24 protein-coding genes are annotated in these 26,885 nt (G+C 41.8%); 3 read left to right on the top strand and 21 right to left on the bottom strand.

From position 1 onward, the window contains the following. Positions 1 to 1,071: 1,071 nt before the first annotated feature. Positions 1,072 to 2,403: an HlyD family efflux transporter periplasmic adaptor subunit gene (locus HWQ42_RS30685; RefSeq protein WP_292818680.1), complete on the top strand. Its 1,332-nt coding sequence runs from the start codon at positions 1,072 to 1,074 to the stop codon at positions 2,401 to 2,403. Positions 2,404 to 2,625: 222 nt separating this feature from the next. On the opposite strand, the gene HWQ42_RS30680 is transcribed toward HWQ42_RS30685, so the two are convergent. From HWQ42_RS30680 to HWQ42_RS30655, 5 genes are all read right to left on the bottom strand, one after another. Continuing rightward, complete coding sequence (locus HWQ42_RS30680; protein WP_292818677.1) at positions 2,626 to 4,338, bottom strand: alpha/beta hydrolase; 1,713 nt, start codon at positions 4,336 to 4,338, stop codon at positions 2,626 to 2,628. Between the two features lie 459 nt (positions 4,339 to 4,797). After that, entirely contained in the window at positions 4,798 to 5,712 is a 915-nt protein-coding gene (locus HWQ42_RS30670; protein ID WP_292741168.1) for an ion channel, read from the bottom strand. 269 nt (positions 5,713 to 5,981) lie between these two features. Next, positions 5,982 to 6,872, bottom strand: a complete 891-nt coding sequence (locus HWQ42_RS30665) for a YsnF/AvaK domain-containing protein (RefSeq protein WP_292818670.1) — start codon at positions 6,870 to 6,872, stop codon at positions 5,982 to 5,984. Positions 6,873 to 7,228: 356 nt separating this feature from the next. Continuing rightward, complete coding sequence (locus tag HWQ42_RS30660; RefSeq protein ID WP_292741172.1) at positions 7,229 to 8,137, bottom strand: DUF2382 domain-containing protein; 909 nt, start codon at positions 8,135 to 8,137, stop codon at positions 7,229 to 7,231. Positions 8,138 to 8,599: 462 nt separating this feature from the next. Then, complete coding sequence (locus HWQ42_RS30655) at positions 8,600 to 9,412, bottom strand: DUF2382 domain-containing protein (protein ID WP_292818667.1); 813 nt, start codon at positions 9,410 to 9,412, stop codon at positions 8,600 to 8,602. A gap of 235 nt (positions 9,413 to 9,647) precedes the next feature. On the opposite strand from HWQ42_RS30655, the gene HWQ42_RS30650 reads away from it, so the two are divergent. Continuing rightward, positions 9,648 to 10,382, top strand: a complete 735-nt coding sequence (locus HWQ42_RS30650; protein WP_292818664.1) for a DUF1995 family protein — start codon at positions 9,648 to 9,650, stop codon at positions 10,380 to 10,382. 184 nt (positions 10,383 to 10,566) lie between these two features. Here the strand turns inward: HWQ42_RS30650 and HWQ42_RS30645 are convergent, their stop codons facing one another. From HWQ42_RS30645 to HWQ42_RS30635, 3 genes are all read right to left on the bottom strand, one after another. Beyond that, the gene (locus HWQ42_RS30645; protein WP_292818661.1) at positions 10,567 to 10,902 is read right to left on the bottom strand and encodes a XisI protein; all 336 of its coding nucleotides are present in this window, start codon (positions 10,900 to 10,902) and stop codon (positions 10,567 to 10,569) included. Then, positions 10,890 to 11,309, bottom strand: coding sequence for a XisH family protein (locus tag HWQ42_RS30640; RefSeq protein ID WP_094349046.1), 420 nt, complete (start codon positions 11,307 to 11,309; stop codon positions 10,890 to 10,892). The genes HWQ42_RS30645 and HWQ42_RS30640 overlap by 13 nt, the downstream gene beginning before the upstream one ends. Before the next feature lie 107 nt (positions 11,310 to 11,416). Beyond that, positions 11,417 to 14,437, bottom strand: a complete 3,021-nt coding sequence (locus HWQ42_RS30635; RefSeq protein ID WP_292818658.1) for a zinc-dependent metalloprotease — start codon at positions 14,435 to 14,437, stop codon at positions 11,417 to 11,419. Between the two features lie 544 nt (positions 14,438 to 14,981). Here HWQ42_RS30635 and HWQ42_RS30630 point away from each other — a divergent pair. Further along, positions 14,982 to 16,751: a pentapeptide repeat-containing protein gene (locus HWQ42_RS30630; protein WP_292818655.1), complete on the top strand. Its 1,770-nt coding sequence runs from the start codon at positions 14,982 to 14,984 to the stop codon at positions 16,749 to 16,751. A gap of 173 nt (positions 16,752 to 16,924) precedes the next feature. Here HWQ42_RS30630 and HWQ42_RS30625 read toward each other — a convergent pair whose 3' ends face one another. The 13 genes from HWQ42_RS30625 to HWQ42_RS30570 all read right to left on the bottom strand — a co-directional run bounded on the left by HWQ42_RS30625 (position 16,925) and on the right by HWQ42_RS30570 (position 26,687). Beyond that, positions 16,925 to 17,845 carry an NAD(+) kinase gene (locus tag HWQ42_RS30625; protein ID WP_099102632.1) on the bottom strand — a complete coding sequence of 307 codons (921 nt, stop codon included), beginning with the start codon at positions 17,843 to 17,845 and terminating at the stop codon, positions 16,925 to 16,927. A 6-nt stretch (positions 17,846 to 17,851) separates the two neighbouring features. After that, positions 17,852 to 18,157: an NADH-quinone oxidoreductase subunit NuoK gene (nuoK, locus tag HWQ42_RS30620; RefSeq protein WP_006199065.1), complete on the bottom strand. Its 306-nt coding sequence runs from the start codon at positions 18,155 to 18,157 to the stop codon at positions 17,852 to 17,854. 59 nt (positions 18,158 to 18,216) lie between these two features. Further along, positions 18,217 to 18,831, bottom strand: a complete 615-nt coding sequence (locus tag HWQ42_RS30615) for an NADH-quinone oxidoreductase subunit J (protein ID WP_292741184.1) — start codon at positions 18,829 to 18,831, stop codon at positions 18,217 to 18,219. A gap of 118 nt (positions 18,832 to 18,949) precedes the next feature. Continuing rightward, the gene (gene ndhI, locus HWQ42_RS30610; protein ID WP_292741186.1) at positions 18,950 to 19,534 is read right to left on the bottom strand and encodes an NAD(P)H-quinone oxidoreductase subunit I; all 585 of its coding nucleotides are present in this window, start codon (positions 19,532 to 19,534) and stop codon (positions 18,950 to 18,952) included. A gap of 98 nt (positions 19,535 to 19,632) precedes the next feature. Then, positions 19,633 to 20,751: an NADH-quinone oxidoreductase subunit NuoH gene (gene nuoH / locus HWQ42_RS30605; RefSeq protein WP_292818652.1), complete on the bottom strand. Its 1,119-nt coding sequence runs from the start codon at positions 20,749 to 20,751 to the stop codon at positions 19,633 to 19,635. A gap of 281 nt (positions 20,752 to 21,032) precedes the next feature. Continuing rightward, positions 21,033 to 22,169: a citrate synthase gene (locus HWQ42_RS30600; protein ID WP_292741190.1), complete on the bottom strand. Its 1,137-nt coding sequence runs from the start codon at positions 22,167 to 22,169 to the stop codon at positions 21,033 to 21,035. Between the two features lie 108 nt (positions 22,170 to 22,277). Beyond that, positions 22,278 to 22,772 (bottom strand): phosphohistidine phosphatase SixA, encoded by a 495-nt coding sequence (sixA, locus tag HWQ42_RS30595; RefSeq protein WP_292818649.1) that lies wholly within the window; start codon positions 22,770 to 22,772, stop codon positions 22,278 to 22,280. A gap of 51 nt (positions 22,773 to 22,823) precedes the next feature. After that, complete coding sequence (locus tag HWQ42_RS30590) at positions 22,824 to 23,084, bottom strand: hypothetical protein (RefSeq protein ID WP_094341032.1); 261 nt, start codon at positions 23,082 to 23,084, stop codon at positions 22,824 to 22,826. Then, complete coding sequence (locus HWQ42_RS30585) at positions 23,081 to 23,281, bottom strand: hypothetical protein (protein WP_292818645.1); 201 nt, start codon at positions 23,279 to 23,281, stop codon at positions 23,081 to 23,083. Before HWQ42_RS30585 ends, HWQ42_RS30590 begins: the two co-directional genes overlap by 4 nt. Positions 23,282 to 23,360: 79 nt before the next feature. Further along, complete coding sequence (locus tag HWQ42_RS35665) at positions 23,361 to 23,576, bottom strand: hypothetical protein (protein ID WP_367119072.1); 216 nt, start codon at positions 23,574 to 23,576, stop codon at positions 23,361 to 23,363. A gap of 19 nt (positions 23,577 to 23,595) precedes the next feature. Further along, positions 23,596 to 24,066 (bottom strand): DUF29 domain-containing protein, encoded by a 471-nt coding sequence (locus HWQ42_RS30580; RefSeq protein ID WP_292818642.1) that lies wholly within the window; start codon positions 24,064 to 24,066, stop codon positions 23,596 to 23,598. 175 nt (positions 24,067 to 24,241) lie between these two features. Then, complete coding sequence (locus tag HWQ42_RS30575; RefSeq protein WP_292818639.1) at positions 24,242 to 25,525, bottom strand: bifunctional oligoribonuclease/PAP phosphatase NrnA; 1,284 nt, start codon at positions 25,523 to 25,525, stop codon at positions 24,242 to 24,244. Between the two features lie 664 nt (positions 25,526 to 26,189). After that, complete coding sequence (locus tag HWQ42_RS30570) at positions 26,190 to 26,687, bottom strand: HNH endonuclease (RefSeq protein ID WP_094349059.1); 498 nt, start codon at positions 26,685 to 26,687, stop codon at positions 26,190 to 26,192. Positions 26,688 to 26,885: the final 198 nt, after the last annotated feature.

Here is a 26,885-nt window from a genome sequence, read left to right as displayed (position 1 = left end):
TTGATAAAACAACTGTTTTCTTAAGAAATATGTATTACAAGTTATTCGCAAACATACTACTTGGCTAAGATTTATACTACTTTCACTGTTTTCTGGAAAAACCATGAATTTTATTCTACTTAAAGAGATAAATATTCTGGATTTAATTGTATGGCAAAAATATATATGCGTATAAAGATTTTACTAAAAAAAATGTCTAGCTTTATACTAAAATAAACAAGAGAATTAACGTATTAATACTGTTAGTGAGCACAAAACCTTAAACAAAGAGTATAAAATCAGTTAAATAGTATTTTGTTATACAAAATCATGAAAAAGCAAATTTGGAGAACTCCAAAAATTTTACTTGATTTTTGAACTTACGTATTATCACGTAAATATTGTCTTTTTTTGATTTTGCTTATACAGAGGGTATCGAAAATAACATAAAAGATTGTGATAACAACGCCTTTAAACTAGCTTAACTACTTATTAATTAGAAGAGAAAAGAAAAGTTTTCTCTCTCTTATAAAAATTTTTGCAAGTAAATAAAGAAAAGGTAAAATTTTAGAAGAAAATTATAAAGATTTGGTCTTTTTACTAAAAGGCACTAATTGTTATATAGACTTAGGCTATAGATCACTTTTTAGCTATTGCTGATGGAGAAACCTCTAAGACAGCAGTGGCTTATCTTCCCCCAAGGGAAGAGGCTAAGAAAACTAAGCTTTCAGAGGATGTTTGAAAAGTGGCAAAGTATACTAGAAAACCCTTTCTAAACCTCTCCCAAAAGGTCGAGAGGCTTTGAAATCCTCCCTTTTCTTCTAGAAAAGGGGGATAAAGAGGTTAGATTTCTGGTGCTTAGATATTAGCAATAATACTTTTCAAACAACCTCTCAGAGTGAGAAAGGAGGCTCCTAACTTGAAAATGCTCGTTCAATAAATATCTATATATATAGATGTAATGTATATATAGATGTGATGTCGCTCGGCATTTTCATACTTGGTAGTGTACGAAGTTCATAACGATTACCTTCTTGCACTAGCTGGTTTTTTCCTTGATTGTTTGCACAACCAAAATCTTTTTTAACGTTCATGCTAATTGACCCCCAACCGGACTTTCTCCGCCCAGTTGAAAGCGACGAATATCTTCCTCCGATTAGCAGTTGGACATGGCTGGGAGGGATATTTTTAATTGGAAGTGTTGGCGCTGCCTTCGGTCTTGCAAGTTTCATTCAATACAATATAGTAGTGAGAGCAGATGGTACTGTCCGTCCCACGGGAGAAATACGGTTAGTGCAAGCAGCAGCAGAGGGAACGGTTAGAAGCATTAGGGTGAAAGAAAATCAAGTTGTAAAAAGGGGAGATGAGATTGCACTGCTCTACGACACCCAATTACAAAGTAAAAAAAGCCAAATTGCTGGAAATATTCGCCAGAATCATTTACAAAGAACCCAAATCGATGCACAACTAAGAGCGCTACAGAATCAAATCACAGCTGAGTCCAACTCGATGCGGCGGGCGGTTATCTCTGCACAAGCTGACCTGAGTCGTAATCAACGGGATTATAAAGACAAGCAAATTACAACTCAGGCAGAAGTGGAAGAAGTAGAAGCCTCTGTGGAGTTAGCGAGGGAGGAACTGAAGCGATATCAGCAGCTAGCAAATACTGGAGCGATCGCAACTCTACAGATTAAGGAAAAAGAACAAGCTTTCAAAGCAGCACTTGCCAGATTAGAACGGATCAAAACTGGACTCAATCCCACTAGCGCAAATGTGGAGATCGCCCAAGAAAAAATTCCCCAAGAACAGGCAAAGGGTGAGTCTACCCTAGCTGCATTGAACAAAGAAAGACAAGAACTTATTGGGCGTCAAGTAGAAATTCAAAATCAAATCAGCAGCGCTCAAGAAGAGCTAAAACAACTCTCAACAGAACTGCAAAAAACTGTAATTCAGGCTTCAGAGGCAGGTACTATCCTGAAACTAGAATTAAGAAATCCTGGGCAAGTTGTACGGATTGGGGATGCGATCGCTCAAATTGCTCCTAGTAAAGCACCTCTGGTTATCAAAGCCCGTGTTGCCGCTTCTGATATTAGCAAAGTACAGGTGTGTAAAGTCGTACAAGTAACAAAATGTTCTGAGGGGGAAGTACAAATGCGGCTTTCTGCCTATCCATACCCAGATTACGGCATCCTTAAAGGAGCTGTTAGAGCCATAACCGCCGACGCTATTACATCTCAACTTAACGGCAATCCAATTGCACCTTACTATGAGGTGACAATTGAGGCAGAGAGACTTTATTTAAAAAAGGGCGATAAATCTTATCCAATTCAACCAGGAATGGAAGTTACAGCTGATATCATTTCCAAAAAAGAAACCGTAATGACATTTATTCTGAGAAAAGCAAGGCTGCTAACAGATTTGTAGGCTTTTTCTTGTATTCCACGCCATTGAGAAGTACTCAGAATTTACGCATTAGACCTCTTGCACGAATATAAAACTAGCCCTCATCCCCCAACCCCTTCTCCCACAGTTGGGAGAAGGGGAGCCAATTTTAAAGTCCATTTCAAAGTCCTTCTCCCAAAGGAGAGGGATTTAGGGTGAGGGCTTTTGATTTCTCAACCCCCCTGCAAAAGCAACAGGACTGTTTCATTGCCTCAAAGGTTGATAAGGGGTAGAAGTAGGTTGAGGATTTGATGGTTTGCTTGACTGGGGAGTTGACCCACTCCAAACTTGATTAAACTGAGCTACCGACAACGACTGTAAAATACTGAGATTAAGTGGCTCTTTGCTGATAAATGTAGCGTAGGAAGGCTGCAAATAGGAACGATATTCAGGGCGGTTGAGGAGATGGGTTTCTAAAAAAGCGACGCTGAGGGCGTTGAGATAAGAATAAACAGCAGCACGATCGGGGCCTAGCAAGGCAGGTGGTACAGGTAAGACATCGTTTTGAGGAGTAGGTTCGGCGATCGCTGAAAAGTGGGTGCCATTTTCAATCAAAGCCAAGTACTTATTGGTGTCAGAAAGCCAGGTAAAGGGGCGAATTTGCTCAAATACGGGTGGTGCAAAAACATCTTGACTCCCTGCTACCAGCATGACGGGAACTTTAATTTGACTGACTCCCCCCTGACCCAAAACTGAGCTGTCAATGGGATTAATCGCAATGATAGCCTTGATGCGATCGTCTTTGAGTTGGTAATTTTTTGGAGGTAAATCGTTTGCTTGACACTGCAAAAACAGCGACAAATTAAAGGATGAATTATCGGGATTACAATCTTGCCTCAGTTGCTCAAAGTTAATATTGGCTCCTGCTAAAGTCAAAACAGTATAACCACCAAAGGATTGACCGATCGCCCCAACTTGCTGAAAATTGAGTTTTCCTTGGAGAGTGGGATCGGATTTATCTAGACGCTGGAGTTCATTGAGTAGATATTTGATATCCAAGGGTCGGTTGACAAATTCTGCTGCATCAGGCGGTCCTGCCAAACCCGCAAAATATTGTTGAAAACGTTCGGCATTACTACCAGGGTGTTCCAGTACAGCAACGGCAAAACCATAAGATGCTAGATGTTCAGCCAGGTAGACAAAGGTAGAGCGGTCTGAGGCCAGTCCATGAGAAATTACAATTAGGGGAAAGGGAGGCGAGAGTAATTCTCCAGCTTTTTCTGAACCTGCTTTCGGTAAATAGATATCCACAGGTAGACGGCGTGAGCGAGAAATGTCATTTAACTCCAGGCTTTTTTTCTGCCAAGTGAATTGTCCTGGCGATCGCAAATCTGGTTTTTGGGAGAAATCAATATTGGAAGTAGCTGCTTGAGCGATCGCTTCTTTTTGAAGAGAAGCAAAAACTTCATCCTTTCTTTTAATCAATTGCGATAAGTCATCGACTATCCTTAATCCCTCTGTGAAATTCACCCGTATAGTATCGCTAGGAAATTTCCGCAGTAAATTCACAACCGTTAACCCTTCGCGATCGGCAGCAGACAAAATTAAAGAGGCACGTATGGCATAAAACCCATTCTTTCGAGACTCAGTGAGGAGTAATTTTCCCAGTTGTTGCACCAGCTGCTCGCCTATCGGTGAGTAGGTAACTTGAGATACTAGTGTAGGAGTGAGATTAAAGCGCTGCTGGAGTAAATCCCGCAGTTGAGCGAGTTGTTCAGGAGTAGCACGACTAGCATAAAATGAAAAATCTCGATCAATTTTGCCTTCTTTAGCAAAGGTTTCCAGCGAATCCACCGATAAGGAAAATTCGCCGAAGGGAGGATAATAAAAGCTAATGCGTTCAGCCCCCAATCCGGGAGTAGCAGTCAAGAACGTAGATAGCAAACCTAAACCCAGATATCTCAAAAATTTTTTCATTAGAAAAACCCACTATCTAATCCTGACAAACAACTTTGAGCAGGGAGGAAAGCGGGGCGGGATCTATAACCGCTTTCCTGTTTAATTGGTTTAGATATATCAAACAGGCTACAAGCACAATAAAGCAAGTACTTACAATAAATTTGACAGGAGCTTTGAACGGGCAAAATACATGAGTAGCAAATTTTTCAGTCAAACAGCATCAGTAGCGCGATAATAGATATAGAGATCAAAATTAAGTTATATGTCCTTTGCTTCCTCCGCCTGTTGTGTTGTCGTCCTCAACCAACAACAAGAGCAAAATATCTCCCACCAAAACCAGTGCCAGGATGTGCCAGTTAACCACAGTAAGAGCACGGTTAAAAGTTGTACTGTAATTGAAAATGGCCGCGTGGTCGTTAAACCCTTACAACCACCGCTCAATCAGACTTCCGAGTAACTTTCAGGAATTTCACTCCTTTACTCTAAAGGTAAAACATCGTGGAAGCGATTGTAATCAATGTAGCGATGTCCATCGGGTGTGTGGTAAAAGATATCGACAAATTGATTGTTCCACAAAATCTCATTAGCAGCATAGCTATGACGGGCATGAACAACCTGGGCAACCGTTTCATCAATGCCACTCAAAGAGACAATCAGCATAGTATTTGTCTGGGTTAACGATTCTGGTGTCATCCCATATAAAGGACTAAACTCATCAATAACATGCATCACTGACCAGCTTAACGTGAAGCTAGGTGTTTGGTTCCTCACTAGTTTGAGATCGTGGAACCGACGCATGAACTGTCCTTCTAGGGTTACTTCGTCGCGCATCAAGTAGACTCGCATCTGCGCCTCCAGAATCGTATTGCGACGCTTATTAGCGCTGCGAAATATGAGAGTCGGCATCGCATTATGAGCTGTAATGACAGCAACACGGCTAAAGAGTACACGGGCTGTAGGTCGAGAGAATCGAGCAAACGCGAGTCCTGTCATCACAGCAATTCCCACCAAACCGATCATTGCTTCAATAGTGACAATAATGTTGGCGTAAGTTGTTTTCGGATACATTGCCCCATACCCAATAGATGCTAGGGTTTGGACGCTAAAGAAAAAGACATCTAAAAAAGAGCCAGGTCGGGCGTTGGCAATACAATCTCCTCCTATCAAGTAAGCTAGGGCAAATAGAGCATTAATAGTTATATAGAAAGTACAAATCAGCAGCAAAAAGCCAGTCCAGGGAATCGTTAGTAGCAGATGATAGGGATCGCGCCAGTAGGAATGCCATGCACCCATACCTATAATCTCAAATTTTCCATCTTGAACTTGAATCTGAATCGGTGAGATCAAACGCTGTCGTTTCTTAGGTGAAAGTCTCTTCAGTCGAAATTTCATTGCAAGTAGCCAAAAGGACGGCAACTACTTAGTATTGTAAATTAACTTGCTTTAGAGACATTCACTCTAGACAGTTAGGCAGTGGGGAGTGGAAATTTAAACTTTCTTTTCTTACAGCTATTTTCAGGTAAATAGACCACGCGGTAGGGGCGCAAGGACTTGCGCCCCTACGACGGGTATGCTTCAAATACATGAAAACTGCTATAAATCAGCAAAAAAATAGGGTGTGCAATGCCCACCCTACTAATTTATCTGCTAGAAACTTATTGTTATGACTTGAGTGATTGACCTTTAGAACAGCGGTCAAACCACTCCTGGTATTTTTTCTGGTGCGACTCATCTTCAACAGCAATGGTAACACGCACCTGCTTGCAGCCGTTATTTCGCTCTAGTGCGATCGCATTCAATAATAAATTAGCAATTTTAGGTGAGCTAAACTCGCCGCTTACCGTTAAACCGTTGTTATGTGTAGCTTCAAGTCTTTCTACTTCGGTCAAATCAAGGCCAGAAATTTCTCCTTCCCCTAAATCAATTTCTGCAAGTTGTTTGTGTTCTGGGCTTATTTGTTCCACAATCAACTTTTCACGCCGGACAGGAACTTGTACCATCCGGGTTTCAATTACTTTGCGAACAATTACCTCACCAACTTTACGCTTACTGCTTTCAACAAATAGTCGTTCTTCTAGTAGACGAATAATCTGTTCTTCAGGAACCTGTTCTAAATTATTTAATGACTCAACTGGGCTATTTGTAATTTGATTGTTAGCTAGTTGCTCATTTGAGTTAAAATCGCCTGGTGTTTCTGATTCTAAATATTCAGGCATATATTCAATTTCTGATTTGTTTAAGTCTATGAAAACAGATTGAGTCGGCTTGTCTATTTTTTTTATTCTTTGGCTATGCAACTGAAATAAAGAAGGATGTTTCTCAGCTAACTGCTGGCTATATTCAGCAGTTTTTTGATTAGCCTGGTTCGATATAACGAGGTTGAGCCGACGATTACCATCCACGATTAAATCATGAACTACTCCTACTAGCTGCCCTTGGTTATCAAACACAGCAAAATTGTTCACCTTCTTTCTTAAATCTGCCAGCGAGGAGATGGTGCGAGAATTACTTTTTGGCTGTAAAGTGTTTTTTGCGATAGTTTGGCTATTCATCTGGAAAGTTTACTAACTGCTTTCTACTTAGCTAAATTAAATTTATTAATCATCTGGATACCATTTAGAAAAGATTTGCGATCAATGGATTTATTTAACTGATATCCAGAGTAATAATATATGCAATCAAAATTTCTAACTGGTATCAATACTTTTCGGTTAAAGGCGAAGGGGAAAGAGTTTGAATTTACCTTTAACCTTTACCTAGTCCAAAATAGAGATTGTTGGGTTTATCCGAAAAATATTGTAACTGGTATCAGCTATTGTAAGGACAGGTAAAGCTAATTCAACAGCCTCACCTGTACTATGTAGAATTAATTATTAGTCATTAGTTACTAGCTAATGACTATGTTTAGTTAGCGTTCTTCAATCGGAAGATTACCAGAATTAACATCTAACTCTTCACGACGCACGGTTTCTTGAGTTTCAACTGTGTCTTGATCGACCACTTTTCTAACTCTGACTTCTTCACGCAAAAATGCTTCTTTGCGAATATCAGGAGTTTCTTCATGGATCTCTATGCGAGCAACTTCGCCTTCACGGAAGTCTGCTTCGCGCCCAGAAACAGCCGTACCCGCATCTGCTGGAGTTACACGCTCAATTACAACTCGTTCTCTTTCTACTGGCACTGCAATCCGTGCGGTATCAGTTTCAACATGCTTGCCAATTGTTACTTCTCCAGTTTTTTGGCGTCGTTTGCTGGCAATCAGCCGTTCTTCATACAATCTCAAAGTTTGATGATCTTGCTCATTTAACCCGTATAAAGCAGGCTCATTTTCGTAAGTATAACTATCACGGGCATAAGTGGGAGTTGTACCTAATGGTGCTACAGGTGTTCCTAAAGGATCTAATCCTGCTAAAGGGTCTAATGGTGTTGCAGCTTCTACAGGAAGGTTGTTGTAGTCTGTGGGTTGGCGATATACCCCACGCACCCGTTCTTCATAGTCGTAATCAAGGGTTTGACGTTCATCGAACTCAGGCAAATCTTCAGCTTGCTCTCTAGTCAAGCCAATTGTGTAAACGCGATCAATGTTATAGTCGATACGGGCGCGGCCAATTGGTAGTAATACTTTTTTACCAAAAATCCAGAAGCCTAAGTCAACAACTAGATAGCGAAAATGACCTTCTTCATCAACTAAAACATCGCTAACAGTACCAACTTTTTCATCAGTTCCCTGTGTATAGACACCCAGCCCTTTAATGTCATGACCATCAAAACTCTCTTGATAGCTAGGTTCAAAATCTTCTAGTTTGTAAAGAACCATTATGTTTTACCTCAAATATTTTTTTGTCATCTCTTAATAACTAAACTAGACATTTATTTATTGTTATACATCCTTCTGCCGAATGAATTATTTCCAGTGTTAAATAATCGAAAGTTATAGAGATTTTTGATCGATATGGCTAACTAGAGAAGAGACGCGAAATTAGGAGCATTTCACTTTACTTTTGTAAAGATATGTCTAGCTTTAGTACACGTAATTTGGCAGATATAATATTAGAATTATCACCGCAAAGTTTTGTGTCTTTAAGTGTATTAAAAAAAAATACAATTTTTTTGAATGGTCAAATTCCCTACTTTTTATAAGTCGGAAATCTTGTTGTTGAATAAAATAAACCCAGGCAAAGATAAAAATTAACTTTGCCTGTATGATTATTTCAAATAAATCTACTAAACAAATTGATGAGCCAGCTAATTAAATAGCTTCATGTCTAGCGATTCCATTTTATTGCACGTCTAAATTACCCACAGTATCAACATCTAATTCTTCTCGACGAATGGTGCCTTCTGCTTCTACAGTGTCCCGTTCTACTACTTTTTTCACCCGGACTTCTTCACGCACAAATGCTTCTTTATGTATCTCAGGAGTTTCTTCATACACTTCTATACGTGCTACTTCCCCTTCTTGAAACTGAAGTTCATTGGGATTTATAGCCTTTCCTGCTTCTGTTGGCGTAACTCGCTCAATCAGAACTCGTTCTTTTTGAATAGGTACTGTAACGCTTACAGTTTCTGTTTCAATATGCTTACCAACCGTTACTTCTCCAGTTTTGATGCGTTGTTTGTTGGCAATTAATCGTTCTTCATAGAGTTTAAAAGTTTGATTAGATTGCTCATTCAACCCATATAAATCTGGATCTTTTTGGTAATTATATGTATCGCGATCGGAAATTACACCGCTGGTTGGAGAACGAAATACACTACGTACCTTTTCTTCGTAATCATTATTAACGATCGCATCTTCTGTATGATCGGGTAAACCTTCTATTTGCTGTCTGCTTAACCCGTCAACATAGACGCGTCTTTCTGGATAACTGATCCGGCAAAGACCAATTGGTAGTAAGATTTTCTTGCTAACAAAATCTAAGCTTATATCAATAATTAAATACCGGAAATGACCATCATCATCAACTAAAACGTCAGCAACTGAGCCAACTCTGTCTCCTCCGCCAGTATAAAGATCCAGCGCTTTGAGATCGTCTCCGCCAAAAGTGTCTCGATAATTTTGGTCAAAATGTTCAAGTTTATGAAGAGGCATACGCTGTTCCTAAGTTGTTTATAAGGTTTATTCTCTAGTGTAAAAAATATTGCGCTAAGTATCCTCCTGCTGGCGACTGAGTTCAATGGACATATTTGAGGATTTATATTATTAGAGGAACACTCAATGAAACAGCCCTGCCTTTTCAGGGGATTGGGCGATCTCGTCTGTGTAAGTCCTAATTAAGAGCCAATACTGAAACAATGGAAGTAGACACTACAGAACCATGCAGATTATGAGTGAACTTCCAAATAGTCTTGAAGATGCGATCGCCCAATCTCGTGTAGCCGTCCAAGCTGCCCTTGCAGATGGCTGTACTCGCTTACAAGTTGAGTTCCTGTTCCCGGAACTGAAGTTTATGCCGATAGCGGAACAATTTCTACCGGCGTTTACAGCTTATGATTCCCGTTTGAAGATTTTCTTTGCCGACGCTGGGGCTGCGGCTCTGGCCCGGCGTAATTGGGCAGATGCACCATTTCAAATTTTGGATATTGGTACGGGTAGGGCTGCTTCCTTGCAGACAAAAATTCAGCCAGAGGATGAAATTTTCTTATTCATCGCCCCCACATCCGTAGAAGTGCCGCAGTTGGAAAAGCTGTGTGAAGTAATAGGTGATCGCCCTTTAGTCTTGTTAAATCCTCGCTTAGAAGATTCTGGAACCGTGGGCATTGGTTATACAGCGAGAAAAATCCGCGATCGCTTTATCAGTACCATTGAATCCGCCTATTACGTGCGCCCCATAGACGATGAAAGAGCCCTATATCGCTGCTACCCAGGACAGTGGGAAGTTTGGCTGGAAACCGCCGGCGAATATCAAAGAATTGCCGAATTACCCACAAAACCATCTGGTGATGATTTGGATCTCATTGTTTTAAAAGGACAACCGCAAACAACAACAGACGCGACACCTACAAGAAAGCCCAATGTGTTTAAGAGTTTGCAACGGTTCTTAAAGGCATTGAGTAGTTAGGATAATGCAGAGGTAGCAGAGATAGATTTTATTATCTGCTGCCTCATTTTGAGCTTTTATACATCGCATTAGTTACACTAAATGGGAAAAATTGAGTAATCCAGATGTGTATCGGGTACAGTTTATCAACGGTGCAACATACGTAGAGTAAATGAGATTTTTACAAGTAGTTTAGCAACAGCCTTTAACTCACAGCATAATCTGTATACTGCCGTATATAAGGCGGGTGAAACCCAACGACAATATCGTGTTTTGGTACTCCCATCGCCGCTAGTTGCTCACCTACATCCTCTTCTGTACCATTCCACTGAATCCAAATTTTGCCGTTTTTGATATCAAAATGCATCACAGGGCCAAAAACCCTACGTCTATTTTGCCAACCAATATATATGAGTTGGTAATGGTCTTGTTCTACGTCAAAAATTGTTTGAGCTTCAATTTCATTATTAGAGGAGGCGCGTTGAGCATATTCTGTAAGTAATTGCCGAATACACTCTCGATATTTATCTAAATCTGCCATCGGATAATTTCCTCCGTTTCCACATCATAAACTATCAGATTGATTTGACTGCGCTGGATAATAGTTTTGATAAATGGTTTATTTAAAAAATCGTTATAAGTGTTTAAAGGCACTGCTAAATACAAAACTCGCTCGGAATCTATCTCTTCTAATGCGTATCGATAATTAATAAATTGTCCCACCGCAGTATGAAACTCAGAAATAGTTGAAGTGCCGATGAAACTTTTAACTTCAACCGCTATTATTTGTCCTTCTCTTTCTGCCGCAATAATTCTCTCTGCTCCCAAATCGATATACATATCGGTAATATTTTCTATGCGAATTAGCAAAGGGTCATGAGTAATTCGCCATCCGTCCTTTTGTAATGCTGATTTCACAACATTGTGAAATTTATCTCTAGCTGACATAAACTATTTTTTCAGCCTGTATGAGCATTCTAAATATATTTTGCCAAAATTTGGGGAAAAGAAGAGAAGTGAGGAATTTTACTATTAACTCCTCACTCCTAACTTTTTTAATTTGTTTGCAATGGAGCGTTTAAAACTTTCTCGATGCGATCGCGCGTTTCTAATAAGTGCGCTTTGGTATATTCATCCTCGGAACTAACCCCTTTAAGTTTTTCATCAAGCTGTTTGAGTTTATACCAAGCTAGAGTACGAGCATCTTCTGGAACATTTTCTTTTCGCAATACCATACTAGTCAAAATGTCCAAATACTGACGCTGCAAGCCTCGCCGCAAACTGGCAATCTTTATCGGTTTAGCTTTTGGTTGGATGACTTCCGTCCAAATACCTGATTGCAAAGTGTCAAATAATTCTGGTAGAGTCAGTGCTTTTCCTTCGGGAGTTTTGAGTTCAATATCCTTGAGACGAGAGAGGCGATCGCCTGAGAGTAAATCTCGCAACACAGAACCCTGCATTAGTAGCACCAAGTCATGAATAGGAAAATCCAAACGACCCACTTGTGGAGAACTACCCCAATGTCGCCAACGGGAAGGTGCTAATTTATTGAGTAAGTCTGGTGAAAAACGAAAGGCATCTTCTGCGAATACATATTTTTGTAGCGTTTTTAAAGCTTGGCGTTGTTCTTCAACTGGTACTGCTTCAAATGGTAAACGGTGTTGGGGAACTCCAGAGACTTTCTCGGCAGGTAGTTCGCTGGGGTGAATGCGATAGAAAGATTGTCCTCCGATGTATTTTGTGGTGAAATATATTTGCTGGAAATAGTTACCCAATACTGTGCTAAAACGTTCGCTCACATCGCTGTAACTATCACCAGCCATTGGGAAACGCTTATCGAGACGTTCCCACATCACCCGCGAATTATTCAATTGCCACTGAGAATAAAGCAGCACATTACCGCTATTATCCCAAGCATTAGCCGTTGGGTCGAGGTCATATACATCTTCATCTGTGGAATAACTCAACTCTGGCTTGTAGGATTGTGCAGCAATTTCCTCCAAAATTGGCTTTTCTGCTAAAGGAGTTGATGTCTGAATTGTTGTGTAGCCATACTTAATTGCCCATTCATCATAAGTCCCCACCATAGTAGGAAAATAATCTCCTTGTTTTGTACCTTGAGGGGCGATATTTGGGGGAATATAGTCCATGACAGAAGTTGTCAGACCTTTATTTTTGGTAATTTCTGTATTATTCATCTCCTGTGGTGGTAGCAGTGTACTACCACGGAAGTTATGACGTAAACCAAGAGTATGTCCAACTTCGTGAGCGATAATTAAACGTAAATATTGATTAATATATTCTTTCACCTGGTCTGGAGTAGCCATAGTATCAGGCAGCAGTGACATCGCCAGTGAACCAAAGGCAAACTGGTTAGCAGCTTCCATGCCATAGCATAAATCGTACTCGCCTGCCATTTTCGATAAACGATTCAACAACCCCTCTTGTCCTTGCATCTTTTGGGGCACACCATTGTTTTTCCCATCTAAACCATTGGCGCAAAGTAGACGATTTTGCATCAAAGCTGATAAAGTCGTGCGATTTTCTGTTTGGCTGGGTTGGACGATTTTGCGATATTCACTCTTGAGTGCCCGGATAAAGCTAGCATCTACGAGAATGTCTGCATCCAAAATTTCCCCTGTCAATGGGTTAACGCGGGATGGCCCCATTGCAAAGTAGCCATCGACTGTGTTGATCCAGCGAATCGTGTTGTAACGAATATCTGCTGGGTCCCAGGTAGCATCATCTGGCATTTGGCGGACTTCAATTGCATCCTTGAATCCGGCTTTGAGAAAGGCTTTGTTCCACATCAGAACGCCTTCTTTCATGGCATCGCGGTAATCTAAGGGTACAGCGTTATCAATCCAGAAGACAATTGGTTTTTTGGGGTGAGAAATGACTGCTTTCGGGTCTTGTTTTTCTAAATTCCAGCGATTTATGTAGCGGACAAAAGAATCGCCGCGATCGTCGTCTTTGGATAAATCTTGGTAGGCGGTGATGAAATAACCGACGCGATCATCAGCAAAGCGCGGTCGATAATCTCGATCGGGTAGTTGGGAGAGACTGTAGTGGACGCGCAAGGTAAAGCCACGGTTGTCAGCTAGCGACCCAAAGCCTGCAATTTCATTGTCGCCGTCAACGCTATTAGAGTAATTCAAAATTGACTCGACTTCTAAGTTTTGGGGAAAGGCTTTAGCAGTACCAAAATAGGACTGACTTGTGCTTTTTGGTACTCCTAAACCTACAGATAATCCAGCTAAGTCTGTGAGTAACAAATCTTGCAAGTCAATGAGAATAGTTTTGCGTTCTGGATGAATGCTTTTAATGGGAATGGTGTAGAGAACAGAATCACTAAAAGATCGCGTCAGCGATCGCACTTGGGGATCTCCCTCACGAGTGCGAAAATTCACATTGCGGATGACAAAGTGTAGTTTATCATCCACCCGTTGGAAATAAAACAAAAAATCTTGCAGAGGCATACCACTGTAAATACCCCGTTCACCAATCCCCGATTCCAGAGTTGCTGTAGCTAGGTAATTTTTATTAAGTTGTTCTGGCTTAATTTCTAGATAAATCTTATTCTTTTCTTTATTGCGATAAAGTGTGAACAATCCCCCCGATTTTTGGGTATTTTTAATTACTTCGTTAAATGGCTCTAAATCATCCTTTGCTGCTGGTTTCGCGGTAGTACTAGGCTTTGCATTTGCTTTCTCTGGGGGGGGTACAACTTCTAAAAATGGTTGCTGACCTGCTTGTTTCAGATTTTTTACTATCCAAATAAACGGTTGACGCTGTGCGTGTTTATTTGGATTAACTAACCAAACTTGATTTGACGGTAGCCTCTGTTTCTGAGGAATATTAATATTATTTAATGATAAGGCTGAGATTTTAGTTGAAGAAGTTTCTGTCGATAACTGACTATTGAATTTCTCTCCACTTCTGGCTGTAACCACATTTTCTCCAACAATATGCTTGGCTGTATCAACATTGTTAACAAACGGTGACTTAGCGCTAGCTGTCGCTATTCCTAAAAATAAACTATGTAACAAAATCATATAAAAGGTTAATCTGTTCATCGCATTCATTACCTGATAACTATCTCTCGTTAATTTTTAACTTTTGCAAAGCTATATAGCCTGCCCTCTGGCGATTATCTTAGCTGCTTTATATTAGGCAACAAACTTTCAACTTAAATTTTAGTTGCCATTTTTCAGCTTTGTTGTGCTGTTTTAGTGTAGGATTTTTCCTAACAATTGCATATACCACAAACAGTAAGTATGATTTTTACATCAGACTAGGAAATTTCTTGAGGAAAAAGTATAACAAATTAGCTAAATCATAGAATTAGTTGAGCTGGGAAAGAATTTTTAAGTTAACACTTTATTTAGATCATGAGAGAAAGCTTAAGGCTACTACAGGTGAGCGAGAAGCCGCCATCCAGAAACGCCGTTGGCAAATTTATCAGAAGTAGCCTGCTGTAAACATCCCCAACTCATGATTTTTTACTATAGTATTTATTTATACTATTGATTGTTGGGAATGCAAAGCAAACTAGCATAAAAAAGTTTTTAATTCGGGATTATCAAAAACAGTTATTTAAATGTAACAACGGAAACAAAAATGTCAACATATTTATCTCAAGTTTGGCAGCTGCTGAGAAATTATGTGAGGGGTACAAGGTTACAAGAGATCCCAAAGACCACATCGCTACAAACTGAAGCAGTTTTAACTCTAGGAAAAAATATTCAAGAACCAGACAAAAGCGTTAGACTAGCTCAAGATAATTTGCAGGAATATTTATACTCTCCAAGACTGCAAAAAAGCTTAGAAAAATGGACAATACCAAAGAACGGTTTGATTTCTCAGATAAATGATCGCACATTGGGCACTTTACCCACTGAGTTTTGCTTTAAAGTATGCGATCGCCAGATGTATGAAGAGATTTATGATTTATTGGGGAGTGCTGCCCTGAAACCTGAAATAGTCAACCAACTAATGGAATTGGTTGTGACTGGTCAAAAAATTCGCCCAGAATTGCTTTTTAAGCGGCTAGAAGATTTTTATAGTCGCTGGTGTCAGGGAGAATTTATCGATGGGACACCAGATGATAACCTGCCTCAGAAAACAAAGTTAAAGCTAGCGGCACAAAATATTGCGATCGGGTTGAGACAGGTAGACATATATACAGGGCTGAACGTACTGATTTTACTGTTAGAGTTACACCGCTACGCCCAAGGGCGAGATGAACTCAAACAAAAAATCACCTTTTATCCATCTGCCCAACCGGATACAGACAATTTTTTTACATCCCAACTGCTGCGGATTATCAACTATAGTGATGCCCTGGAAATTGGCAATTTTAGCAGTATAGTTGGACAATTCCTCAAAGGCGGTAACTTTCGCAATGCTTACCTCGGCGATGCCAACCTTACAGGGGCAGATTTTAGCGGTGCTGACCTAAGCCTTGCTTATCTCGGCGATGCCAACTTAACTGGTGTAAACTTCAGCGGTGCTAACCTTAGTGGTGCCAACCTCGGCGATGCCAATCTCAGCGGTGCCAACCTCAGCGGTGTTAACCTCAGTGGTGCCGACCTTAGTAGCACTAACCTCAGCGGTGCCAACCTTAGCTGTGCCAACCTAAGCCGCGCCGACCTCAACCGCGCCGACCTTAGCAATACCAACCTAAGCCGCGCCGACCTAAGCCGCGCCGACCTCAACCGCGCCGACCTTAGCAGCACTAACCTCAGTCATGCTGACCTAAGTAACGCCATCCTTTTCGGTGCAAATCTGAGTGAAGCCAACCTTAATAGCGTCAGCCTTAGCCATGCCGACCTTTGCCGCGCCGACCTCAGTGGTGCTGATTTGAGTCACGCCATCCTCAACGGTACTAACCTCAGTGACACAATTCTTTTCAGTACCAACCTCAGCGATGCTATCCTTGTTGCCGCAGACCTCAGCTATGCCAAACTTAACGGTGCCAAACTTAACAATGCCAGACTTAACGGTGCAATGTTCTTAGGTGCCGACCTCAGCGGTGTAGACCTGAGTCGAGTGATTCTCAACGAAGCTGACCTCAGTGGCGTGATTCTCAACGACGCCGACCTCAGTGGTGCTGACCTCACCGACGCTATACTGTTTGGCACAGACTTCAGCTATGCCAACCTTAACAGTGCTAACCTCAGTGGCAGTAACCTTAGTGGTGCTATCCTCAACGGCGCGGATCTTAGCCATAGCAACCTCAGTTACGCCATTCTGGGTGGTGCAGACCTTAGCGACGCCAATCTAGAAGAAATGATCTGGGGTAAAAAGCAGCAGTGGGAAGGTGTGCGGGGATTAGAAACAGCAGTTAATATACCGGAGGCGTTGAAGGAAGAACTGGGACTGAATTAAGATGAGGCGAGATTTTATCCTAAACTTTAAAGAGCTAATACATTTATATATAGGTTTCTCCACACAACTAGAAAGCCCCCAGATGAATCCAGGGGCTTGGGTAATTTTGGTTGCGATCGCGTAACGACTGGAGGCGATCGCAATCTGCGGTAAATGCACTCTAAAATACTTAATTAATTACGGTGATTATTGCTATAGTGAACCCTTGTACCTGCCCACAGCAACTTCTCCCGTAGCGTCTGATAGTAGGAATTGTTCTCGCGCAAAATAATAAATTTAGCCCGACACTCTGCCATCCGCACATCAACACGGTGTCCGGGCCAAATTGAAGTCCCCAAAACTCCATCTGTCCACAGCTTGGTACTCAAATCGTAATCCCCCAAAGGCCAAATACTCACCACAGAACCAGGGGGTAAAACGAGGGGACGACTAGAAAGGCTCATTGCACAAATAGGAGTGATGGTAAGCGCTTCCATACCATCATGCATAATTGGCCCATTAGCAGAAACAGTATAACCTGTGGAACCTGTAGGAGTGGAAATAATCAACCCATCCCCGACATACTGATCGACTACCTCACCATCGATTTCCATTTCCAGAATTGAGGTGATCATTCGGTCAGCGGAGGCGGGTTTGACACAGAATTCATTCAAAGCCAGGTAACGTTCGCTCACTGGTTCCAAATTAGATCCATGACCTTCATACACCGCAGCTTGCAACATCATCCGTCGTTGGATAGCATAGCGATCCTCAAACAGCCGATCCCAAACTTTCTCTGTATCCTGAAACTCTTCCACTGACTCAGTTAAAAACCCCAGATGACCTCCCACATTCACTCCCAGAATTGGGATACCAGCTGGGGCTAAATGTCTGGCACCAGTTAAAACAGTACCATCGCCACCAAGTACCAAAGCGAGATCGATTGGTTGACCCGCCGAAGCCAAAAAGACTGGATAGGGGTTGTCTTTCGGCCCGCTAGGCCCCATCAACACTTGGCAATCGCGACTTTCTAGTTGTTTCGCACAGATTTCTGCCCATTGTTTACTCCGGGCATCCCGCGCTTTATAAGCAATGATTACCTGCTTGAGTTGCACGCACAATTACCACTTCAGGAGATTAAACTGCTCCATATCGACGGTATCGCGGTTGCGATAAATGGCGAGCACGATCGCTAAACCCACCGCCGCCTCGGCTGCGGCCACGGTAATCACAAATACTGTGAAAACCTGACCCTTAATTAATGTTGAGTCGAGGAAGTTGGAAAATGCCATTAAATTCAGATTAACAGCATTGAGCAGTAATTCAATTGACATCAGCACCCGCACAGCGTTGCGGCTGGTAATTAAACCGTAGATGCCGATGCAGAATAAAGCTGCTGCTAGTAATAAAAAGTACTGGAGTTGCATGAATCTGGGTATCCCTCCTGAAAAAGCTGGCTGTTTATCTGCGATTCGGGTCGCAAATATTACTCTTTTGTTTCGCTGGTTGTTGATACTAGTTCTCTAGGGCGTTCTTGTAAAGTAAAAACAGTTTGCCCCACATTGGATCGTGTCAGTTGATCTGGCAAATACTCACGACGTGCCAAAATAATTGCTCCTACCATCGCTATCAGCAGCAAAATGGAAGCTAGTTCAAAAGGTAGTAAAAAGTCAGTGAAGAAATGTTCTCCAATCAAAACTATAGAACTTTCACCACCCGCGACAGGAGCAGTTGAATATGCCCAAGGAGTAGCCAGTACCATCGTACTTAAAAGACCAAATAATCCTACACTAACTACACCCGTAAGTACTTTACGCACCCAAGAGTTAGGAAATGCTACAAAATCCTGCCGCTTGTTAACCAACATAATGGCAAACAAAATCAGCACGTTAACCGCCCCAACGTAAATTAGTATTTGTGCAGCTGCAACAAAATCAGCATTTAGCAACAGGTAGATTCCCGCTATGCTGATGAACACACCCCCCAGCAAAAAGGCAGAATAGACGATGTTAGAAAACAGCACCACACCAATGGCTGCCCCAATCATCATCACGCCCAGTATGCCAAGTGATACTAACTGTACTCCTTCTGCTAGATTCACTGTTTTTTGTCCTTAGTCAATTGTCATTGGTCATTGGTCATTGGTCATTGGTCATTAGTCATTAGTCATTGGTCATTAGTCAAATAACAAAGGACAAATGACAATGGACAAATGACATTTATTTTTCTGTTTGTTCTACCAAGTCTTCTGGACGCGCACCTGCACGTGGCGCATCTGCGGGTAGTCCGTGAGGTTCGAGGACGCCTTTGGGTAGGTAAACTAGTTCGCGCAGTGGTGTCACCATTGGGTCATCTGTTACCTTGTAAGGCAGACGACCTAGTGCTACGCTGTCATAATTCAATTCATGGCGATCGTAAGTGGAAAGCTCATATTCTTCTGTCATCGATAGACAGTTAGTGGGGCAAAATTCCACACAATTACCGCAAAAGATACAAACTCCAAAGTCAATGCTGTAGTGGTTGAGTTTTTTCTTTTTACTGGCTTTATCGTATTCCCAATCTACTACAGGTAGGTTAATTGGACAAACCCGAACGCAAACTTCGCAAGCGATGCACTTATCAAATTCAAAGTGAATCCTACCGCGAAACCGTTCGCCAGGAATTAGTTTCTCGTAAGGGTACTGTACAGTAATTGGACGCCGCCGCATGTGATCGAAGGTGACAGAAAGTCCCTGACCAATATAACGCGCAGCTTGTACTGTTTCTTTGGCGTAATCACCAACTTGTTTTAGGAACTTTAGCATTGTGTTTCACTCTCTCTTTGTAAGCTATCAGCGTTATTTGTCCCTTGTCCTTCGTCGTTGGTCATTAGTCATTTGTACTAATGACTAATGACTAATGACTAACCACCAAAAGCGAAGGGAAAGGCTAGTTTCAGGGCGGCGGTTAATAGAAGATTAACCAAACCAACTGGTAACAAAAACTTCCATCCTAAATCTAACAGTTGGTCAATCCGTACCCGTGGCACTGTCCAGCGCAACAGGATGGCGACAAACACTAGTAAATAGGCTTTGAACACGGTCATGGTAATACCCAAAGCCGCAGTTACTATCTGGAACACGGGATTTACTTCACTGACTCCCAGCCAACCAGCGATGAGGTTGAGGGGAATAGGAAAGTCCCAACCGCCCAAGTAGAGAATTGCTACTAGTAGGGAAGAAAGGATCAAGTTAACGTATGAACCCAGGTAGAACAGACCGAATTTCATACCTGAGTATTCAGTCTGATAGCCTGCGACGATTTCTTCTTCCGCTTCGGGTAAGTCAAAAGGTAATCGTTCGCATTCAGCGAGGGCGGCTATCCAAAAGATCAGAAAACCAATTGGTTGTCGCCAAATGTTCCAGCCTAAGATGCCGTAGCCAGATTGTTGATTGACAATATCAACGGTGTCGAGGCTATTAGACATCATAGCGATCGCTAATACCGCCAGCGACAAAGGAATTTCATAACTAATAGATTGCGCTGCTGCCCGCAACCCCCCTAAGAGGGAGTATTTATTATTAGATGCGTAGCCAGCCATTAACAAACCAATGGGTTGAATGCTTGACAAGGCAATCCACAAGAATACGCCCATGCCCACATTGCTAATTACGATGTTTTGCCCAAAGGGCACAATCAGGAACGACAGAAACACCGGAATTACAACAATAATTGGGCCAAGAGTAAACAGCCAGGGGTCAGACTTGGCTGGTACTATATCTTCTTTAAATACCAGCTTCAGACCATCCGCTACAGGCACCAGCAACCCAAAAGGACCCTGGTATTCTGGCCCAATTCGCTGCTGTGCGGAGGCGGAAATTTTCCGTTCTAGCCAAGTAGCAACTAATACCCCCACTGTTGCCCCAATCAGCATCAGTATCATTGGCAGCGGCATCCAAATCGCTTTGGCTGTTCCTGCTGGTATACCTAAATCCCGGAGGGATTCAATAAAAGTTCCTTGGAGGTCAATTCCTGAATTCATGTTTCCGCTCTTTAAGACATCGAGTCATGGTGAGTTACAACTATTACTTGAATTAATAACTGTAAATTCACCCATTTATAATTTTTGCTGTGATGACGTCCGATTGAAGATTTGTTGCCAATTCCCATGCCTAGTATATCGTTGGATGGTTTGACCACCCTGAAGCGAGATGAGAACTTCTACTTATGGTTGGCATTGAGATTGGCTATTGAGGGGACAGGGGACAGGGGACAGGGAGAATAAACAATGCCCAATCCCCAATACCCAATCCCCAATGCCAGTTACCGTTGCTCAATAGGAGTATAAGTAACTTCGTGCAGACCGTTGTAAACTTGGGTAGGACGGAAAATGCGGTTTTCTGCTAGTTGTTCTTTCCAGTGGGCTAACCAACCGGCAACGCGGGCGATCGCAAATATTGGCGTAAATAAGTCTGTAGGAATACCCATCTTCCTGTACACCAAACCGGAATAAAAGTCAATATTGGGATAAATCCCCTTGCTACCGAGTTTTTCTTCTACCACTCGTTCCATTTCTTGAGCAATGTCATAGAACTTGTCATGGCCAAACTTTTCAAACAATTGCTCTGCTAGTCCTTGTAAAATTATGGCTCGTGGGTCTTTCACCTTATAAACACGATGTCCAAAGCCCATAATCTTAGATTTAGTTTCTAGACAATGCTCTATATAGGGACGGACATTTTCCACAGAGCCAATTTTTTCCAACATCTGAATTACTTCTTCATTGGCTCCACCATGCAGAGGCCCACCCAAGGTTCCCACGGCACTAGCAACCACAGCATAAGGATCGGTCAAGGTGGAAGCTGTCACCCTGGCACTGAAAGTAGAAGCATTCATTGTATGCTCGACCTGAAGTATCAAGCAGATATCAAAAACTCGCGCCATCAGAGGATCGGGTTCTTTCTCATCGAGCATGTATAGAAAGTTGGCGGAGTAGTCTAAGTCATCACGAGGACGTACCGGATCATTGCCTTTTCGCATCAGTTGGAACGCCGCCACCATTGTGGGAATGGTTGCTATCAGGCGCACCACAGAATCTCGAATGTAGACAGGATTATGTAAATCGCGGAGCGAATAAAACAAGCCTAAAGCAGCAGCAGAGGCTTGCAAGGCATCCATTGGATGACCGCTTTCTGGAAAGCATTTCATCATGTCACGAATGCGGTATTTTATCCGCCGGTGGTAACGAACTTCATGCTCAAATGTTTCCAGTTCTTCCTTGCTTGGCAATTCGCCCCAGATTAAGAGATAAGCAGTTTCCAAGAATGTACTTTTTTCTGCTAGTTCTTCAATCCTAATGCCACGATATTCTAGTATTCCCTTTTGCCCATCAACATAGCTGATACTTGATTGAGCGGCGGGAATGCCTTCTAAACCAGGCTTATATTCGCACACCATCATGGCAACACCATTCGCTTTGTGAAATATCTGATCAAGCTAACTTACCAGAAATTTATTGTCGCCATAACAGTAGCCGTTCTAACAACAATCGAAAATGTTGAAAAACTGTTATAGCAGGTACTTGGGTGGTGTCAACCAAAACATCTGACTACGACCCAAAGGAGAACCTGTTTCTGGTAGTTTTATCCCAATCATACCTGCTTTTTTCAAGACTAAGCTTGCTTTGACTTCTCCCCACAGGAGAATTTCTGCCCAACTGGTCAAATCAGGTTCGTGTCCAACCAGCGCCAGGTGGGTATTTTGGGAATAATTTCTTGGTTCTAACCAGTTTTTGAGCCAACTAGAAATTTGACCATCGTGGGCGAGGTAGCTAGATTCCTCTAACTGAGAGCTTAGTTTTTCTGCTATCAGGATTTCAGCCGTTTGGCGGGCCCGCACTAAGGGACTGGTGAGAATTAAATCAAAGTTTAAACCTAATTTAACAAGTTTCTGGGCAACTTTCTCAGTTTTTTGCCTTCCTTCTTTGGTAAGGCTGCGCTCCTCATCATTGATGCCTAATCCCTTGTCTTCGGCGATGCCATGACGAATTAAGTAGAGTTCCATAATTTGTATTATGAGTGATCGGTTAGGTTGCTCTTAGGCAATGTTAGAACGCTATCCACCACTTAGCAATCTGTCATACTCTGGATGTGACCCAATCCAAAACCATACAAAATTATCATCTTCTTTTACAGCAAGCGCCCGATAATATATACCAATACGCACTGACCAAAACTGACCGACTTTTTTGAAATGCAATGATGGATATTTGGGATCTTCCCGAAGAAACTCGTAACATCGATCAGCAAGTTCTTGGATATCAATTGGTAACTGGCGATAGTAATACCAAAAATCAGGGGTTGCTCGATGTTTCACAGGTCAGTACAACGCCCTTCTCGCAGATCTTTGAGTGCTTTCTGTGCCAATGCATCTAACCGACCAGCAGCCACATCTTTTTCAATCTGTTTATCCCAGGCTGCTGCATCGAATTCCGCAAACCAGGCACGAAATGCGGCGAGATCCTCTGGTGAAAGTTGACTAATAGCGAGTTCTACTTCCTTTAGGGTACTCATAATCTAGATAAATCAAGCTTGTCATTCTCTAACTTAAATATACAAGTACTTCCGAACAAAATAACTGAATTTATTTAGGCTAAATATTTTGACGCCATTTGCACTGCTTCAACCTCTGTTTCAAAAATTCTTGGTTGGGACGGCACATTTCATCTTTTGGAACTCGTATCTCTTTACCATCGATTGTTTTATATTCAGTTTCTTTGAGAACAGGCGAAATATGTACCTTCATTGTTTTTGGATCGATAACAATGAGATTTAAATCAAATAAGGTATGTAAGTCAGCACGTAACAATAAACCATTTGACGGATGATTATTCCTCAACGTTAGGATAGAAGTCTAAGTCTAAAATCTCATCAACAGAAAACGGACAAGCGATCGCAAAGTTATCTTCTGATAAACTTGTTTCCACCATTGCCTCTCGCCGCGTTCTTTGATAAGTAGTATTTATCCACTCGGCATCATTTAAAAAACGCTGCAAGCTAGGACTTTCTTGCAGCAATTCATCTATATTCAGTCGCTCACGGGTAATGGTCACTTGCCAACTGTGACTACGACGTTCGGGTTGATACTTCCATTTCAACAAATGCGATAAGACTAACCGCAACGCACTTTGCAACGCCCGTTGTTGACTCTTACCCAAGTCCACCACTTCCTCAATTAAGTGTTCTAAATCCAGCGTGTCCCAGTGCTGCAATCGTAAAAGCTCTGCTATCTGCTCTACCCAAGCATAAAAATCTTGCTCATACAGAGTTTGTAAGATTTGGAGTTTTATAGACTTCATGGCGCTCCTTCTTCACAAATAAATAGGTAGGCGCAAGTTAACTTTGATTTAGTTCAGCATTCGTCATAAAATCCAAATTCCCGACTTTTATCAAAAATCGGGAAGGGATGCTATATGAACAAACACTTTGACTGCTGCATTAGTTAGGAGTTCTCCGCGTCTCCTTGAGTTCCCTCTACTCCGACTGAATTGGATTATCTCTAGGATTAACTAACCTCAGCAGTTTTTGCTTAATTTGAGCGTCGAATACTTCCCATTTCATTTTCGCATAAGCGGAATTTTCGTTACTGCCAGATAAGAAGCCCATCGGAATTTCAAAGCCGCCTGCGCTTGTCCTTCCACCGCCGAAAAAGCGTCCTGCACTATCTTGTCCAAAGGCTTCTTTGATGAATTCATCGGGGTCAAGGGTAAGTTTGCTGGTTCTCAGGGAGCCGATGACTATTTCTAGTTCTTCGTCTTCATCGTGAACAATGCCGTAAACTACTGCGGTGTGGACGTTTTCTTCAGTGACAAGAAAATCAGCCGCTTGGGGGATGGCGTCGCGGTCTTCGTAACGTAAATAACCAACACCAGCAATGGAAAAGTTATTTTGGACGATGCGGTTTTTGAGCGATCGCTCGATCACATCCATTACCCGCTTGGAACGGTTGGCCTGTAAAATGGCATTCAGCAGTTGAGCATCATAAAATCGGCTTAAATACGCCGCTGCCATAAAGTCTTCTTCTTGGGCTTGCATGAGCCGATTTGTATCCGATCGCAAGCCGTGCATCAAGGCAGTAGCGCATTTGACGTGTTGATTTATGCTGCTATCTAATGCTAATAATCCTGTTTGGAGGTATTGAGTAAAAATTGTTGCCGTCGCTCTGACATAAGGACGAATATCCTCAAATTCTGATTGTAGATCGCCTTGGATACTGTGATGGTCGATGAGTACCACTAGGGGAATTCCAGCTTGCTGCACCGATGACAGTAGTTGCGAAGTGGTTCCCTGGTTGTCAATTAATACAAAACCTTGATAAGATGACAAATCTTTGGTTTTCAAGGTTTGGGTTGTCCAACGTTGGATAGGTAAATTAGTCAGCCTTACCAAGGCAATATTTTCTTGATGGCTCAATGCACCAGCATAAATGATTTCACATTTGATATCATATTGCTGGGCAATTAACTGGTAAGCCCAGGCACAGGAAAGGGCATCAGGGTCAGGAAAATCTTGCAGAATTACGAGCTGGCGATCGTGTCTGTGTGCCAGAAGGGTTTTTTGTAGTTCTTCTGACTTTTGTTGTGCCAGAGAATTACCACGGTGACTGAGATATATAGCCCCATCACCTACCGATGGCGGTAATGACGGACTCTTAAATGCAACTTCCACTGGCGCTTTCTCGATTTCAGGTTCCTCTGGGTTTGGCTCTGTGGTCAATGACAAACTCTCAAACTGAGTAACGGGAGAATTAAAGTACATAGGGAACTTTTTTAAAGTGTGAGGCTCCTTTAATTCAGAAATACTACGAGCAGCAATTCCCTGAATTTAGCCACATTAATTACGATCTTCGCAAAAATATCAAGACATTGCACTATACATCTAAGTATATTTCTTGTCAGTAACAGCGCTCAACAATCAACTAACTTCCACTAAAGGGCATACAGGAAGGAAGTTTAGGATATCGGGCTGTATCTGGCAGCACAAATATGTTTTAGGAGTTTTGTTCTCTTTGGTAAATTGAATTAAGCGGATTTTTATCTAACTTAGGGTATACTTCCTATCTTATACTTTAGAATTAGTCCTTGATATTTTAAATATTCTTATGCTTAATATTCTCATTATTGTGACTATTGAGCAATTAACAATTATTTTTGATGAACAACGCTTATTTCCTATCCCCTTTGAAAATTCTGAAAATTTAGAGTCAAGTCCAATGGAAAAGGGCAAAATACAGGGGGAGTAAAGAGCAAAAGGGAAACTCTATATACATACAACAAATTTAAAAGCTTGATAGTTGATGCAATCACCTTCGTTGCAAGCCATATAGCCACCAATTTTTTAACACTCCATAACTAAAGTTATTGGCTATTTCCCAAAGAAAGAGGGTATTTCTTCTTTCTCCTTTGCTCCTCTGATTTTTGGCTCAAAGACCTATAACATACTTTTGCCACTCTGTATGCAGTCCACTCTTAAGATGTTTGCTGACCTCGAAATAGAGACTGCTATAAGGTTGGCGCGGGGGATGACGCAAAGGCATGTGAGCTTCGTGGGGAGTCCGACTGCCTTTTTTGACATTGCAACGGACACAAGCGGTAACAATATTCTCCCAAGTATCGCCTCCGCCGCGCGATCGCGGTATTACATGGTCTAGTGTCAATTCATCCCCTGTGTAACCACAGTATTGACAGGCATGACCATCACGGTGCAATATATTTCGGCGAGTTAGAGGGATTTCTTTATAAGGAACGCGTACATAATGACGCAACCGGATCACGGTCGGCAACGGGAAATCCGTGTACAGAAATTTACCGTTGTGTTCCACGCGTTCTGCTTTGCCCTTGATTAAAAGAACTACAGCACGACGCCAACTCGTTATATTGAGAGGTTCGTAAGAGGCGTTTAAGACTAAAACCTTCCCCATTATTTGCGCTCAGGGTATGAGTTTTAAAATATATTAACACAAATACACCCTGCTAGGGAGATGAGAAGAAATTATACTTTCGGGAGAATTTGGAAATTGAGTGAGGAGTTAGGAGTTAGGAGTGAGGAGTTAAGAGTTGGAAAATCAAATTTATCACTTGATTAAAATACTTACTTAGACTGACGTAATCGCGCAGCG

This window comes from Nostoc sp. JL23 (genome assembly GCF_017115065.1).
GTDB classification, from domain to species: Bacteria; Cyanobacteriota; Cyanobacteriia; order Cyanobacteriales; family Nostocaceae; genus Nostoc; species Nostoc punctiforme_A.
This window is presented reverse-complemented; position numbering and strand designations above follow the sequence as displayed.

What these genes read in the sequence shown, in the direction of transcription:
- HWQ42_RS30600 (WP_292741190.1), bottom strand. Translation starts at nt 22,169, where the DNA reads ATGATGGTGTGCGAATATAAGCCTGGTTTAGAAGGCATTCCCGCCGCT.
- nuoH (WP_292818652.1), bottom strand. Translation starts at nt 20,751, where the DNA reads ATGAATTCAGGAATTGACCTCCAAGGAACTTTTATTGAATCCCTCCGG.
- HWQ42_RS30570 (WP_094349059.1), bottom strand. Translation starts at nt 26,687, where the DNA reads ATGGGGAAGGTTTTAGTCTTAAACGCCTCTTACGAACCTCTCAATATA.
- HWQ42_RS30640 (WP_094349046.1), bottom strand. Translation starts at nt 11,309, where the DNA reads ATGTCAGCTAGAGATAAATTTCACAATGTTGTGAAATCAGCATTACAA.
- HWQ42_RS30645 (WP_292818661.1), bottom strand. Translation starts at nt 10,902, where the DNA reads ATGGCAGATTTAGATAAATATCGAGAGTGTATTCGGCAATTACTTACA.
- HWQ42_RS30580 (WP_292818642.1), bottom strand. Translation starts at nt 24,066, where the DNA reads ATGAAGTCTATAAAACTCCAAATCTTACAAACTCTGTATGAGCAAGAT.
- HWQ42_RS30585 (WP_292818645.1), bottom strand. Translation starts at nt 23,281, where the DNA reads ATGAGTACCCTAAAGGAAGTAGAACTCGCTATTAGTCAACTTTCACCA.
- nuoK (WP_006199065.1), bottom strand. Translation starts at nt 18,157, where the DNA reads ATGCAACTCCAGTACTTTTTATTACTAGCAGCAGCTTTATTCTGCATC.
- ndhI (WP_292741186.1), bottom strand. Translation starts at nt 19,534, where the DNA reads ATGCTAAAGTTCCTAAAACAAGTTGGTGATTACGCCAAAGAAACAGTA.
- HWQ42_RS30630 (WP_292818655.1), top strand. Translation starts at nt 14,982, where the DNA reads ATGTCAACATATTTATCTCAAGTTTGGCAGCTGCTGAGAAATTATGTG.
- HWQ42_RS30680 (WP_292818677.1), bottom strand. Translation starts at nt 4,338, where the DNA reads ATGAAAAAATTTTTGAGATATCTGGGTTTAGGTTTGCTATCTACGTTC.
- HWQ42_RS30665 (WP_292818670.1), bottom strand. Translation starts at nt 6,872, where the DNA reads ATGAATAGCCAAACTATCGCAAAAAACACTTTACAGCCAAAAAGTAAT.
- HWQ42_RS30660 (WP_292741172.1), bottom strand. Translation starts at nt 8,137, where the DNA reads ATGGTTCTTTACAAACTAGAAGATTTTGAACCTAGCTATCAAGAGAGT.
- HWQ42_RS30685 (WP_292818680.1), top strand. Translation starts at nt 1,072, where the DNA reads ATGCTAATTGACCCCCAACCGGACTTTCTCCGCCCAGTTGAAAGCGAC.
- HWQ42_RS30650 (WP_292818664.1), top strand. Translation starts at nt 9,648, where the DNA reads ATGAGTGAACTTCCAAATAGTCTTGAAGATGCGATCGCCCAATCTCGT.
- sixA (WP_292818649.1), bottom strand. Translation starts at nt 22,772, where the DNA reads ATGGAACTCTACTTAATTCGTCATGGCATCGCCGAAGACAAGGGATTA.
- HWQ42_RS30670 (WP_292741168.1), bottom strand. Translation starts at nt 5,712, where the DNA reads ATGAAATTTCGACTGAAGAGACTTTCACCTAAGAAACGACAGCGTTTG.
- HWQ42_RS30575 (WP_292818639.1), bottom strand. Translation starts at nt 25,525, where the DNA reads ATGTACTTTAATTCTCCCGTTACTCAGTTTGAGAGTTTGTCATTGACC.
- HWQ42_RS30655 (WP_292818667.1), bottom strand. Translation starts at nt 9,412, where the DNA reads ATGCCTCTTCATAAACTTGAACATTTTGACCAAAATTATCGAGACACT.
- HWQ42_RS30635 (WP_292818658.1), bottom strand. Translation starts at nt 14,437, where the DNA reads ATGAACAGATTAACCTTTTATATGATTTTGTTACATAGTTTATTTTTA.